Source organism: Lonsdalea quercina subsp. quercina (genome assembly GCF_000688695.1).
GTDB lineage: Bacteria > Pseudomonadota > Gammaproteobacteria > Enterobacterales > Enterobacteriaceae > Lonsdalea > Lonsdalea quercina_D.
Map to the genome: position 1 here is coordinate 31,745 of NZ_JIBQ01000017.1, position 14,328 is coordinate 46,072.

Annotated in this window: 10 protein-coding genes; 2 read left to right on the top strand and 8 right to left on the bottom strand. The window is 59.3% G+C overall.

All coding sequences use genetic code 11. The features are described from left to right. Nucleotides 1–10: 10 nt before the first annotated feature. From SB13_RS15305 to dgt, 3 genes are all read right to left on the bottom strand, one after another. On the bottom strand, nucleotides 11–1,021 hold the full coding sequence (locus SB13_RS15305; protein ID WP_026741185.1) for a sulfate ABC transporter substrate-binding protein: 1,011 nt from the start codon (nucleotides 1,019–1,021) through the stop codon (nucleotides 11–13). A gap of 330 nt (nucleotides 1,022–1,351) precedes the next feature. Continuing rightward, nucleotides 1,352–2,800, bottom strand: coding sequence for a serine endoprotease DegP (gene degP / locus SB13_RS15310; RefSeq protein ID WP_026741186.1), 1,449 nt, complete (start codon nucleotides 2,798–2,800; stop codon nucleotides 1,352–1,354). Nucleotides 2,801–2,969: 169 nt separating this feature from the next. After that, entirely contained in the window at nucleotides 2,970–4,481 is a 1,512-nt protein-coding gene (gene dgt, locus SB13_RS15315; RefSeq protein WP_026741187.1) for a dGTPase, read from the bottom strand. A 159-nt stretch (nucleotides 4,482–4,640) separates the two neighbouring features. Here dgt and mtnN point away from each other — a divergent pair, with 159 nt between their 5' ends. After that, nucleotides 4,641–5,342, top strand: coding sequence for a 5'-methylthioadenosine/S-adenosylhomocysteine nucleosidase (gene mtnN, locus SB13_RS15320; protein ID WP_026741188.1), 702 nt, complete (start codon nucleotides 4,641–4,643; stop codon nucleotides 5,340–5,342). A 126-nt stretch (nucleotides 5,343–5,468) separates the two neighbouring features. Here the strand turns inward: mtnN and erpA are convergent, their stop codons facing one another. Continuing rightward, nucleotides 5,469–5,813, bottom strand: a complete 345-nt coding sequence (erpA, locus tag SB13_RS15325) for an iron-sulfur cluster insertion protein ErpA (protein WP_026741189.1) — start codon at nucleotides 5,811–5,813, stop codon at nucleotides 5,469–5,471. Between the two features lie 308 nt (nucleotides 5,814–6,121). Here erpA and hemL point away from each other — a divergent pair, with 308 nt between their 5' ends. Next, nucleotides 6,122–7,402 (top strand): glutamate-1-semialdehyde 2,1-aminomutase, encoded by a 1,281-nt coding sequence (hemL, locus tag SB13_RS15330; protein WP_026741190.1) that lies wholly within the window; start codon nucleotides 6,122–6,124, stop codon nucleotides 7,400–7,402. A gap of 38 nt (nucleotides 7,403–7,440) precedes the next feature. Here hemL and fhuB read toward each other — a convergent pair whose 3' ends face one another. From fhuB to mrcB, 4 genes are all read right to left on the bottom strand, one after another. Beyond that, the gene (gene fhuB, locus SB13_RS15335; protein ID WP_026741191.1) at nucleotides 7,441–9,429 is read right to left on the bottom strand and encodes a Fe(3+)-hydroxamate ABC transporter permease FhuB; all 1,989 of its coding nucleotides are present in this window, start codon (nucleotides 9,427–9,429) and stop codon (nucleotides 7,441–7,443) included. Continuing rightward, nucleotides 9,426–10,337 (bottom strand): Fe(3+)-hydroxamate ABC transporter substrate-binding protein FhuD, encoded by a 912-nt coding sequence (fhuD, locus tag SB13_RS15340; RefSeq protein ID WP_394296378.1) that lies wholly within the window; start codon nucleotides 10,335–10,337, stop codon nucleotides 9,426–9,428. Before fhuD ends, fhuB begins: the two co-directional genes overlap by 4 nt. Further along, entirely contained in the window at nucleotides 10,337–11,137 is an 801-nt protein-coding gene (gene fhuC / locus SB13_RS15345) for a Fe3+-hydroxamate ABC transporter ATP-binding protein FhuC (protein ID WP_026741193.1), read from the bottom strand. Before fhuC ends, fhuD begins: the two co-directional genes overlap by 1 nt. A gap of 603 nt (nucleotides 11,138–11,740) precedes the next feature. Then, nucleotides 11,741–14,227 carry a bifunctional glycosyl transferase/transpeptidase gene (gene mrcB, locus SB13_RS15350; protein WP_026741194.1) on the bottom strand — a complete coding sequence of 829 codons (2,487 nt, stop codon included), beginning with the start codon at nucleotides 14,225–14,227 and terminating at the stop codon, nucleotides 11,741–11,743. Nucleotides 14,228–14,328: the final 101 nt, after the last annotated feature.

Sequence of the window (14,328 nt, forward strand, 5' to 3'; positions counted from 1 at the left end):
ATGAGATACCTTACTGATTAATTTTTTCGAAGATGCCGTCAAAAATTCCGCCATCAGCGAAGAACTTGGGCTGCGCCTGCTTCCAGCCGCCAAAGTCGCCGTCTATCGTCACGAGTTTCACCGGCGCGAACTTGCTCTTGAACTCCTCCGCGATTTTTTCGTTACGCGGACGGTAGAAGTTTTTGGCAATAATACGTTGCCCTTCGTCGCTATAAAGATAGTTCAGATACGCTTCAGCCTGCTTTTTCGTGCCTTTTCTTTCGACGACATTATCGACGACAGCCACCGGCGGCTCAGCCAAGATGGACAGCGACGGTGTGACGATCTCCAGATTTTCGCCGCCCTGCTCTTTCAAAGACAGGTAGGCTTCATTCTCCCAGGCGATCAGCACATCGCCGAGCTGACGCTGTACGAAGCTGACGGTCGAGCCGCGCGCGCCGGTATCCAGTACCGGGGCATGGCGATACAGTTCCGTGACGAATTTCAGTGCGCTTTCATCGGTTCCGCCCGGCAAATGCTTGGCATACGCCCAGGCGGCCAGGAAGTTCCAGCGAGCGCCGCCGGACGTTTTCGGGTTAGGCGTAATCACCTGCACGCCGGGTTTGATCAGATCGCCCCAATCCTTAATCTGTTTCGGGTTTCCTTTGCGCACCAGGAACACGATGGTGGAAGTGTACGGCGTGCTGTTGTCCGGCAAACGCGCCTGCCAGTTCGGGTCGATCAGTTTTTTATTGAGATTGAGCGCATCGATATCGCCCGCCAAGGCCAGCGTGACGACATCCGCCTGAAGTCCGTCGATAACCGAACGCGCCTGCTTGCCGGAGCCGCCGTGCGAATTCTTGATTGAGATATCTTCACCCGTGGTTGCCTTCCAGTGCTTGCTGAAAGCGGCGTTGTACTCTTGATAGAACTCCCGCGTAGGATCGTAAGACACGTTCAGCAGTTCTGTCGCGGCAGAGGCAACGCCTGAAAACAACAGGGTTGCGGCAGCTAACGACAGCCCCAGACGACGCTTTGACATAGTTATCACTCCCTCAAGAAGTCAGTCATTCTGTTCGATACCCGCAGGCAACCGGGCTAATTATGGGCCCTTCCTGATATTGTCCAGCGTTGCGACAGTCCGTGTAAGACAGCGTCAGAGCTGGAAATAGCGATAGGCTAAGCGTGTTATCAGGCAGGTAGTAAGACTGGACAATAGAGGATATGGGAGGGCGGCAAAAATACTGTTTCGCGATAATTTATGCTATCCCGTTATATTCTTCGCACAATTTTTGGGGTTTTAAATTTGAGGGTCGACCTCGAAAATAACCGGGGAAAAACCGGCGCCGAGAACGACGCCGGGCAGGTCAGATCACTGCAATAGCAGATACAAACTGCTGTCGCCACGGCGGATATTCAGCGCCAGCACAGGCGGTTTGCTGTCCAGAATCTTGCGCAGTTCGCCGATATTGGCCACGGCCTGCTGATTCACCCCAAGGATGACATCGCCCGGTTTCAGGCCGATGCGCGCGGCGGCGGAGCCCGGTTTCACCTTCTCGACCTTCACGCCTTTCTGTCCGTCCAGCTGCGTATTGCTCAGTTCGGCGCCTTCAATGCCTGAGTTCAGATTGCCGGCTGCCACCTGGGCCTGACTGCTTTGCTGCAACGCGACATCCACGGAAACCGGTTTGCCGTCGCGAAGCAGGCCTAATGTGAGCTTCGTGCCCGCAGGCAGAGATCCCACCTGCGCGCGCAACGCCGCAAAGCTGCTGACCGTTTTACCGTTCAGCGACACAATGACGTCGCCCGCCTTGATCCCGGCGGCGGCGGCGGCCGATTTCGGCTGAACCTGGCTGACGAACGCGCCACGCTGAGCGTCGATCTTCATCGCCTGCGCCAGATCAGAGTTCAACTCCGTACCGACGATACCCAGTTCTCCGCGTTTCACTTCGCCGAATTCGACGATCTGGTTCACCAGATTTTTCACCATATTGCTGGGAATGGCGAAACCGATGCCGATGTTGCCGCCGTCCGGCGCCAGAATCGCGGTATTCAGGCCGATCAGCTCGCCGTTGAGATTGACCAGCGCGCCGCCGGAGTTCCCACGGTTGATGGCGGCATCCGTCTGGATGAAGTCTTCATAGTTTTCGATATTCAGCCCGCTGCGGCCCAGCGCGGAAATGATCCCGGAGGTCGCCGTTTCGCCCAGACCGTAAGGATTGCCGATCGCCACGGCATAGTCGCCAACGCGCAGTTGATCGGAGTCCGCCATTTTCAGCGCGGTCAGATTGCGGGCATCTTTGATCTGCACCACCGCGATATCGGAGCGGGGATCTTTACCGATGACCCGCGCATCGTATTTACGGCCGTCGTTGAGACGCACCTGAATCTTGTCGGCATTATCGACCACGTGATTGTTCGTCACCACGTAGCCTTTGGCCGCGTTAATAATCACGCCCGCGCCCAGCGCCTGGAAGGTCTGCTGCTGACGCTGTTGGGGATTAGCACTGCCGTCGTCTTCTCCGCCCTGACACATCGGCGAGGACTGGAACGGCGAACCGTCCTGACAAAACGGGGAATCTTCGCCAAAGAATTGCTGCAGCTGAGGCGGAATAGCGCCGCCGCCAGCCCGGCTGACCGGCGCATGCCCTTCGACGGAAATATTGACGACCGAAGGCATCACCTTTTCAAGCATCGGCGCCAGACTGGGAAGCTGTTGGCTGGAGGAAGAGACCGACTCCGCCGCGATTGCCGGAACCGTCCCTGTAGCCATTGCCAGGCTTAACGTCAATGCACTCAGAACCAATGATTTTCTTTTCATAGGAATAGGTCTCATAGTCAATCAACACGCAAATTTTACGGCCCTTTTGCTGTGGTCGTACAAATACGATAACTATGCGCAGGGGAAGTTCCTCTACGCAATCCTGTGAAACGTAAGGAAATATTGTCTTTGTTTACAAAATGGCCGCCCGGGACCTACAGCCCCTCGCCTACTCGGCCGCCATCAGCCGGCGGTATTCGTCGTAGGCGTAAAGGTCGGTCATGCCGCTGATGTAGTCTTGAATCAGGCGACCACGGTAGTAAAACTCGAGGCACTCCTGCTGCTCAGTCGGTTTCTTCTCCAAAGACTCCACGGCCTCCCGATAAGCCAGACAGTGCTTGCGCGACAGCTTATGGTAGAGGCGAGTCTCGATGGGATAGTCGCGATGAAACTCCTCTTCCACCAGCGTTCTGAAGTCGGCCGAGGGCATTTTCAGCAGTGGATGATAGATATCGAGCAAACCGCGCATCACCCGGCTTCCCTGCAGCTCCAGCTGTTCGACTTCGTGATGATTAAAAACGTGTTTGAACGCCACGCGCTTAAAGCTTTTCAAGAGTCGGTTCTGCGGACTGCCGTCTTCCAGCAAGGCTTGATTGAAGTCGCCGTTGAAAATGTGAGACAGGTTATCGATAAAACGCTGCGAAGCATGCGGCACCAGATAAGCAACGGCGTTAACCCTCAGATTCATGAAGAACTGATCGTCGCTGCTACGCCAGCGGTGCTGCTGGCGAGATTTGAATGCCTTGCCCACGGTTTTCATGAACATATCGTTCTCTTTCGTGTCACCCCAGGCCTCTTCTAGCAGCTGATAAAGACGATCGATGGAAAACAATTTTTTCTCCACGGCATCTTCCAGATCGGCAATGCAATACGAGATATCGTCCGCCGCTTCCATAATGTAGGTCAGCGGAAAACGCTGGAACTCTTTCATGTCCAGCTCGCTCCGCAGCTGACTCACGAACGCTTCCTCCGCCAGATAAAAACCCGGCTTTTTCATCAGGTAGTCATAGTCGGAGGGCAGTTCGTCGACCCAGTAGGCGGGCTTGGTGTATTTGAGAATGCAGGCGACCTGCGAATAGGTCAGATTCAGTTTCAACAGCGTATGCACCATCCGCACCGCCTGGGCATTGCCCTCAAACTGACTCAGATCCTGACGGATGCGGCAGCGGAGTTCGTTCAGCGCCTCCTCCCCCTCCTTCAACGTCAAACAGGCGACCTGACAGGCGTCTTCTCCGATAGGTTTCTTGCAGGACTCAACATCCATCTGTGTGGAAAACCAGTTTCTCAGCGCGGATTCGCCGAAATGGCCGAACGGCGGGTTGCCGATGTCATGCATCAGACAGGCCATCTCCACCATGCTTTCGAAGGGGATCTCGTAGCGGCTCAGTCCGTAGGTATCCAGCTTCCCCTGACGCCTCAGGCTATCGATAATGTTTTTAGCGATATAACGGCCAATCTGCTGCACCTCCATCGAGTGCGTCAGACGGGAGCGCACGGCGGCATTCCTTTCCAATGGGAACACCTGCGTCTTCTGCTGCAGCCGACGAATGGCGGCGGAGTTGATGATACGGCCGCGGTCGCTTTCGAACTCGCGGATGACGCCGTATTCATCGCTCTTTTCTTTAGGCTTGCTCAACGCCCGTTGATAGCTGATTTTCTTGGCAAAATCGATGTCGGACATGCTGTTCTCCGTTTCTGGCCCTGACCGGTGATAGCATGCCCGAGCGGGCGATACAACGGTTAAGGCGTTTTGTTCGCGTGCTCTCGCTATCATAACGGCCATGATAGACTACCGGCCACGACACACCTGTTAATTCAAGCAAAACTTGTGGGGAATCCTATGAAAGTTGGCATCATCGGCGCAATGGAGCAAGAAGTTATCCTGCTGCGGGATCAGATCCAAAATCGCCAGACCATACAGCGCGCGGGCTGTGAAATTTACACCGGACAGCTGCACGGCGTGGACGTGGCGCTGCTGAAGTCCGGGATCGGTAAAGTCGCGGCGGCGCTGGGGACGACGCTGCTGCTGGAACACTGCCGTCCAGACGTCGTGATCAACACCGGTTCAGCCGGTGGTCTGGCTTCCAGCCTGAAAGTGGGCGATATCGTGGTATCCAGCGAAGTTCGCTACCACGACGCCGACGTCACCGCATTCGGTTATGAAGCCGGTCAAATGGCGGGCTGCCCCGCCGCTTTTGTCGCAGACGAAAACCTGATCGTTCAGGCTGAACAGGCTATCGCCAAGCTGTCGCTGAATGCGGTACGCGGTCTGGTCGTCAGCGGCGATGCATTTATCAACGGCGCGGAACCGCTGGCCCGCATCCGTAATACCTTCCCACAGGCTGTGGCCGTAGAAATGGAAGCCACGGCTATCGGTCACGTGTGCCACCAGTTCGGCGTGCCTTTCGTCGTCGTGCGCGCCATTTCCGACGTGGCGGATCAGGAGTCTCACCTGAGCTTCGAGGAATTCCTGAGCGTGGCGGCCAAGCAGTCCACGCTGATGGTGGAAGCCCTTGTGCAGTCGCTAGGCCAACAGGGCTGATTTGCCTGATCGCCGCTGCATTCACTGACGAGTGGATGCAGCGCGCATAAACAAAAAACCCGTGCGGCAGCCACGCTGAGCACGGGTTTTTTAATGAACGCCACAACGTGTGGCTGAGCTTGAGGATCAGATGCTGAAGGACGATCCGCAGCCGCAGGTGGTTTTGGCATTCGGGTTGGTGACCACGAAGCGCGAGCCTTCCAGCCCTTCAGTATAGTCCACCGAACCGCCGACCAGATATTGCAGGCTCATTGGATCCACGACCAACGACACGCCCTGCTTCTCAATCATCATATCGCCCTCGTTGACCTTGTCGTCAAACGTAAAGCCGTATTGGAAACCGCTGCAGCCGCCGCCGGTGATGTACACCCGCAGTTTCAGATCGGGATTTTCTTCGTCAGCAATCAGGAATTTCACCTTATTGGCCGCGGCATCAGTGAATTGCAGCGGCAGTGCTGTTACGTCGCTCATCTTTCGTACTCCCAAACTCAGTATCGGGCGGTGGTTATCCAACCCGGTGATGCTTCGATTATCTAATAGCCCCCGACAACGTTCAAGAGACGATCGGTTCGCGGCGGGGCGGCAATGAATGACGCCGCGCTCAGGCAGGCATGCGATTCGGCAGGTATTGGCGACGATTATCGGCCTTTTACCGCGCCAAAACAACGTCGTTCGCCTACATCCTCCTTCCATTGTGGTCACAAGGATTTCACAACCGGCCTCTCTTCATTAGAATGAGGGCATACTCTGTGACATCAATCCCCAGTCAGGAATCTGTAATGAATAAATCTGAAAGTCTGTACGCGGCGGCGCAGCAGGTCATACCGGGCGGCGTGAACTCGCCGGTACGGGCATTTAACGGCGTCGGCGGCACGCCGCTGTTTATCGAACGCGCCGAGGGCGCCTACATCTATGATGCGGATGGCAAAGCGTATATCGACTACGTCGGTTCCTGGGGACCGATGGTGCTGGGCCACAACCATCCGGCTATTCGCGATGCGGTGATCGCCGCCGCGGAGCGCGGACTGAGCTTTGGCGCGCCCACCGAAATGGAAGTCACCATGGCGAATCTCGTGACCTCGTTGATGAAAGGCATGGACATGGTGCGCATGGTCAACTCCGGAACGGAAGCCACGATGAGCGCCATTCGTCTGGCCCGCGGTTTCACCGGACGCGATAAAATCATCAAGTTTGAAGGCTGCTACCACGGCCATGCGGACTGTCTGCTGGTCAAAGCCGGCTCCGGCGCGCTGACCCTGGGACAGCCGAACTCCCCCGGCGTCCCCGCCGATTTCGCCCGCCATACCCTGACCTGTACGTATAACGATCTGGACTCGGTACGCGCCGCTTTCGAACAATACCCCGAAGACATCGCCGCCATTATCGTTGAACCGGTCGCAGGCAACATGAACTGCATTCCGCCGCTGCCGGCTTTCCTGCCGGGGCTGCGCGATCTGTGCGACGAATTCGGCGCACTGCTCATCATCGACGAAGTGATGACCGGCTTCCGCGTCGCGCTGGGCGGCGCGCAGGCCTTCTATGGCGTGCAGCCGGACCTGACTTGCCTGGGTAAAATCATTGGCGGCGGTATGCCTGTCGGCGCATTCGGCGGTCGCCGTGAAGTGATGGAAGCGCTGGCTCCGACCGGGCCGGTCTATCAGGCGGGTACGCTGTCCGGCAACCCGATCGCCATGGCTGCGGGCGTCGCCTGCCTGACCGAAGTCGCCAAACCGGACGTCCATCCGCGGTTAACCGCGCTGACAGACCGGCTGGCGGAAGGGCTGCTGGACGCGGCTCGGGCAGAAAACGTGCCGCTGGTCATCAACCGCGCCGGGGGCATGTTCGGTCTGTTCTTCACCGACGATGAAACGGTAACCCGTTATCAGGACGTGCTGAAGTGCGATGTGGAACGCTTCAAGCGCTTCTTCCACCTGATGCTGGATGAGGGCGTTTATCTGGCGCCGTCCGCGTTCGAAGCCGGCTTTATGTCAACGGCACACAGCGAGCAGGATATCGATCGCACCATCGCCGCGGCGCGTCGCTGCTTCTCACAGCTGTAATACGTTTTGATGCCTCAGAGCGAATCCGGCTCTGAGGCTCAATGTGTCTGCTTCCTCAGCAGGTAAATAAAGTACGGTGCCCCGATGAACGTCGCCAACAGCCCGGCGGGGATCTGATACGGAAACAGCAACATCCGCCCGGCCCAGTCGGCCGCTGCCATCAGCCCACCCCCTATCGCCGCCGCACAGACAATGTGCGACATCACCCGATTGAATCCCAGCATCCGCGCGAGATGCGGCGCCATCAGCCCGACGAAGCTCATGGGTCCGACGATCAATGTCGCGCCGGCGGTGAGCATCGCCGCCAGCAGCAGAATAGCCAGACGGGCCAATGAGACCGGTACGCCGAGCGTCCTCGCGGTCACGCCGCCCAACGGCAGGATCTGCAACCAACGGCGGCAGAGAGGCGTCAATAACAGCGCCGCTAACGCCAACGCGCCGGTATAGATGACCTGCTTGCCATCCACTCCGTATGTGGATCCAGTGATCCACGTCAGTACGGCGCCCATGCGCGGATCGCCGCTCGCCAGCAACAGCGTGACCAACGTGGTCAGCGCCGTGCCGACTGCAATCCCGGTCGGCAACAGTCTCTGTGTGGAGAAACCGCCCCGGCCCGCCACCGCCATCATCACGGTCAGCGTCAGGGCGGCGCCGATGCTGCCTGCGGGCAAACGCCACGCCAGCGCATTACCCGGCCACAGAAACATCACAATAACGACGCCAAACGCCGCGCCTGAACTCATCCCCAGCACTTCGGGACTCGCCATCGGATTGCCCGTTAACCGCTGAATCAAGCATCCCGCGACCGCCAGCATCACCCCCGCGCACAGCGCCGCCGCCAGACGCGGCCACCGCCACGGCAAGAGTTCGGAAAAGGCATTGCCGCTGGCCCATTGCCAGCCCTGCGCGTCCTGCCCTAGACACAATGCGGCGACAATCACCGCCGCCAACGCTACGCCGCCGCCCGTTAGCCAGAGCGGGCTAAGACGACGTTGCCGCACGACGGCAGGCGTGTCATTGACCGGCGCGGTCACGCCATTGCGCAGACGCGGCAGCAGCCACAGTAGCATCGGCGCGCCAACCAGCGCCGTCGCGGCCCCCGTCGGCACCTCGCGCCATACGTCCGCCAGCCAGAGCGTCAGCCGATCGGTGAGACACAGCAGCAGCGCGCCCAGCAGCGGCGCCAGCCACAGCCGTTGCCCCAGACGACGCGCACCCAAAATTTTCGCCAGCAGCGGTGCGAAAAGGCCGACGAAGCCGATGATGCCGGCGGCGTTGACCCACTGGGCGCTCAGAAAGATGGCCAGCGTCAGCGTACCGAAACGCGCCAGTCCCAGCCCAAGTCCTAAATTGCGCGCCACGCCGTCGTCCAACCCCAACAGCGTCAACGGCCGCACCAGCAGCGCAGCGGCGATAAAGCCCAGGATGAGACGCGGCAGTACGAACGACACGTTGCGCCAGTCCTGCTGGTTCAACGAGCCGCTGCTCCACAAAAACAGATTGGTCAGTTGGTCAAAATGCAGCAAGGCCAGTAGATGATTGACCGCGCCGCAGTACAGGCTCAGCACCAGACCCGCGAGGATCAGCGTCACCGGCGATAAGCGCCGTCCCCAGGCGACGCCGAACACCAGCGCACCCACCAGCAACGCGCCGAACATCGCCGCCAGCTGCGAAGTCATGGCTCCGCCCGGCAGCGCCCACAGCGTCGCGACGGTGATACCGAGCTGCGCGCCGCTGGCGACGCCCAACGTGGCAGGCTCCGCCAATGGATTGCGCAGCACTTGTTGAAACAGCACGCCGACCAGCCCCAGTCCCGCGCCAATCAACAGGGACAGCACTAGGCGCGGCAGCTGACTGTAATGAAACAGCATCTGCCGGATATCGTCCTGCGAGGGGTCTGCAATGCCTTGTCGCCAAAGGGCAAACGGCAGTTGTCGATTCAGCTGGCTCAGCGTGATCGCCAACACCAGCAACGTCAACGCGCCGACCACCAAGACGGTAAAACGCCGGGAAGATGTCGACATCATCGCGACGCCTCCCGCGCGTTAGCCAGCGTCTCGCAAAAACGCATGGCGGAAAGCGTGCCGCCGTAAAACCAGACCGGTTCCACCCGCCGCCAGCGCTGATGACGCACGAACGGCAGCGCTTGCCATAGCGGATTGGCTTCAACCTCTTCCATTAACGCGCTATTGCCGTGATCAAAACACATCGCTTCCGCTTCAGCGCTCAACGTCGCCAGCCGTTCCATACCCACGATAATACTGCCCCAGGCATTGGTTTCCCCCTGCCAGGCATTTTCGATACCGAGTTCATCCATTACCGACTGAAACAGGCTGTGACGGCCGAGGATCAGAACATGGCGCGCATCCATCACGGTAAACAGCAGTAAAGGCCGACGGGTATAAGCCTGCAGGTTGACCCGCGCCTGCGCCATGAAACGACTGAACAACGCCAGATGCTGCTCCGCCGCCGGACGCAGACCCAGGCGGTCGCCCAGCGCCCGCAGCGAACGACGGGCGCTTTCCAGCGGGCCGTCGTCACCGTTAATAAACGAAAACCCCATGCCGGGCGCGATGCGGGCCATCTGCGCTGGCGCAGGACCAAAGCCGTCGGCATACAGCAGCAGGGATGGCCGCAGTTGCGTCAACAGCTCCAGATTGGGTTCGGTGCGAAGCCCCACATCCACCACGCTGTCCGGTAACGTCGGCGACTTCACCCACCGTTGGTAGTTATGTTTATCTGCGACGCCCAACGGGGTGACGCCCAGCGCCATCAGCAGCTCCAACGGCTGCCACTCCAGCGCCACGATGCGACGCACATCGGTGACCGCGGCCCGCCCCCGTAGCGCATACGCGCAGGGCGACAGCAGCAACGCGGTCAGCAGGCGGCGGCGAGAAAGTCCGTTGGAAAAAAGTCCGGTGGAAGGTGTCATCATCAGCACACAAAACTTATCGGCGAGCCATCCGCCGGATGCGTCAGGATCCCCATAGGGATCCCATAAATGTCCTGCAGCACCGACGCCTGCATCATTTCTGCGGGCGTTCCCTGCGCAATCAGTTTTCCCTGACGCAGCGCCAGCAGGCAGTCGCAATAGCGAGCGGCCATATTCACATCGTGCAGCACCGCAATCACGGTAAGCCCACGCTCACGGCTGAGCTGCCGGATCAGCGCCAGCACATCGACCTGATGCGCAATATCCAGCGCGGAGGTCGGCTCATCCAGCAATAGACAGCGGCTGCCCTGCGCCAGCGTCATCGCCAGCCAGGCCCGCTGACGTTCGCCGCCGGACAGGCTGTCCACCAGACGCGGTGCAAACGGCGTCAAACCGACCAGCGCAATGGCTTGCTCCACCTGCTCCCGGTCGGCATGACCGAAACGCCCGAGCGCGCCGTGCCACGGGTAGCGCCCCACCGCCACCAGCTCGCGTACCGTCATGCCTTCGGCGGCGGGCAGTTGCTGTGGCAGATAGGCCACCTGACGGGCGAAGAGCGTGTTGCCCCAAAGCGCCAACGGCCGGCCCGCCAACGAGAGTTGACCGGCGCTGGCGGGCTGGTGACGGCCCAGCATCTTGAGCAGGGTGGACTTACCCGATCCGTTATGGCCGATAAGCCCGTAGACTTTCCCCGCAGGAAACGCGACCGACAGCGGATGCAGTAACGTACGGTTGCCGACACTGAAGCTGACCCCCTCAAGCGAGAACGTCATATCGTCATCGAGTGGAAATTTATTTGGCATAAGGCAGGCCCTGAGCGAAAGCACAGGCGGTATTCGCCGTCGTGAAAAGGGAGGCGGCAAGACATAACGGGCAAGCGGGCGTCGGCATAGGTCGCATCTCTAATGAATCACTGATTAATGCAAACGAGAATAATTATTATAAGCGTCGCATTTTTGCAAAAGGAACCAGCCACTGCAAGCGCCTTTGGTCCACGTGGAACTGACTCAGTCGCCATTGAGCTGACTCCCTACTCGTCATCTATGCCAGCGCGTCTCAATAGCGGGTTGATGGCATCGGCATCCGTCCCATCACGCCCAACCATCACGAAGCAATGCTCGGTTTCGAGCCATACGACGTTCATCCAAAGGGCCCACCGCCAATAACAAGGCGCGGTTATAAGCGAGAGGAGTGCGCAGGCGTGATTCAGATGACTCAGCCCAAAAACTCTCACGCCTTCTCTCTGGCGGTTTAGTCAGATCGATCATTGCCGCTCTCAAGGGGATGATAGAAGGCTATAAACCATCACCACCGCCCGAGGAGGTGGTGTAAAGCTGACCACAAAAAAGCCCGCAACCAGGTTGCGGGCTTCGAAGGTCAGGGCGACAGTCACGCCTTAGGCGACATTACTGCCCGAACATCTCTTTGATCCAGCCGGCGACGCCCTGTCCGTCTTTCTGCTCGTCTTGCTGTCCACCCTGCTGGTCTTCCTGCGGTTGCACCGTCTGAGGCGCAGATTGGCACAGGGACTGCGGGTTATCGCTCCAGACCGGCAGCACGCGGCCCGCGCTGCCGTTGCAGATGACATTGCCGTTGCCGTCGACCGTCATCGTGCTGATGCCTTCCGGCGGCGTCAGCGTTAACGCCAGCGGCGTCTGGTTTTCCAGATAACGGCGGTAGAGCGTCAGCGCGCCGTTGGCGCCGGTCAGCTTGGCAGGGCCATTATTGTCTCGACCCACCCAGGCGATTGCCACTTCCTTGCCGTCCACGCCGGCGAACCAGCTGTCGCGCAGGTCGTTGGTCGTCCCGGTTTTCGCCGCCAGGTGATAGCGTCCGAATTTCACCGTCAGCGAGCGGGACGTCCCGCGTTCAACCACCTGCTGCATACCGTACAGCGTCAGATAGGCTGCCTGAGCCGGTACGGCGCGTTCCGCCTGAGGGAAGCTCTGATACAGCACCGTATTGTCTTCCGCGATCACGGAGCGTACCGCCGACAGCGGGGCTCGATTGCCGCCGCTGGCAATAGTCTGGTACTCCTGCGCGACTTCCATCGGCGTCAGGCTGATCGCCCCCAGCAGCATGGACGGCACGGGCTGGATCACCTCTTTGGGGATCCCCAATCGCTGCAGCGTGGCGCTGACCTGATCCAGCCCAACCGCCATCCCCAGATTCACCGTCGGGACGTTCAGGGAGTTAGCAAGCGCATCCACCAACAGTACCTGACCGCGGAACTGGCGATCGTAGTTCTTCGGCTCCCATATCGCGCCGTTCGGCTGTTTCAGCGACAGCGGCGCATCCGACAGCACCGTATTAAGGCGATAGTGATCGGGATCGCTGAGGGCTGTCAGATAGGTCGCGGGTTTCGCCAGCGAGCCGACCGAACGACGCGCCTGCAGCGCGCGGTTGAAACCGGCGAATTGGGTGTCGGCGCCGCCTACCATCGCGCGGATTTCTCCGCTGAAACGGTCGACGATCACCATCGCCGCCTCCAGATCGCCGACGTTGCGCGCGGCACGCAGCGCAGGAACGCCCGTTTCCACTGCGCGTTCGGCGGCATCCTGCGATACCGGGTCAAGCGTGGTGAAGATCTTCACGCCGGACAGGTCGTTGACCTTGTCGCCAAGCCGCTGCTGCAACTCCTGACGCACCATCTGCATAAACGCGGGTTGCGGGCTGATCACGCCGCCTTTGGGCTGGACGCCCAGCGGACGCGCGCTCAGCATGTTATAGAGATCTTCGTCGATCACCTGCTGATTTTGCAGCAGACGCAGCACCAGATTGCGGCGCTCCAGCGTCAGTTTCGGGTTACGCCACGGATTGTACAGCGAGGCGCCTTTGACCATACCGACCAGCATCGCCTGCTGATCGAGGCTCAGCTCGTTCACCGGACGCCCGAAGTAGTAGAGGCTGGCCAGCGGGAAACCGCGGATCTGATCGCTGCCGCTCTGACCGAGATACACCTCGTTCAGATACAGTTCCAGAATCCGATCCTTGCTGTAGCGCGCGTCCACGATCAGCGCCATATAGGCTTCATTGAGCTTACGCCACAGCGAACGCTCGTTGGTGAGGAACATGTTTTTCACCAACTGCTGCGTCAACGTACTACCGCCCTGCACCGCGCGTCCTGCGGTCAGGTTGGCCAGCACGGCTCGGCCGATGGAAAACAGACTGATGCCGTCATGCTCGTAGAAATGACGGTCTTCGGTCGCGATCAACGTATCCACCAGCAGATCGGGGAACCCTGCCCGAGGAACGAACAGACGCTGTTCGCCGTTCGGCGATTGCAGCATGGTGATCAGTTTGGGATCGAGCCTGAAGAAACCGAAGCTGCGCTGGTTATCCAGATTCTGGATCTGCGACAGACGATCGTTATTGAACACCAGACGGGCGCGGATCTGGCCCTCTTTGCCATCGGGGAAGTCGAACGGACGACGCAGCATTTCGATGCTGTTGGCCTGCACCGTAAACTCGCCGGGGCGGGTCATCCGGGTGACTTCGCGATACTGCATCCCTTCCAGCAGATGCACCATTTCCTGCTTGCTGTAGGACATGCCGGGTTCAAGGTTCACCATCCGGCCGTAAACCGTCGCCGGGAGCTGCCAGACCTTGCCGTCGATGCGGCTGCGGATTTCGCTGTCCAGATAGATGCCGTAGACCGCCATGACGACCACGAACACCAGCAGCAGTTTTAGCGCTAGCCCCAGCCAGCGGCGCTTTTTGCCAGGCTTGCGGCTCATCTCTTCGTCGTCCTCGTCATCATAATCATCGTCATACTCTTCGTAATCATCATCATAGTCATCGTCATCCCTGCGACGCCTTACCACCTGTTTACGTGTAGGTTTTCGCGGCGCTTTTCCCTTGCGCCCGATAGGTTCGCGATCGTCCCGAGCCATTGCTGTGACATCTCCATCAGGTTGCTAACGGCACCCGTGCAGTACCTGGCCGTCTACTCTGTGTCTCCCGCCTTTCTCAAGAAAGGGGGAAACGTCCGAAA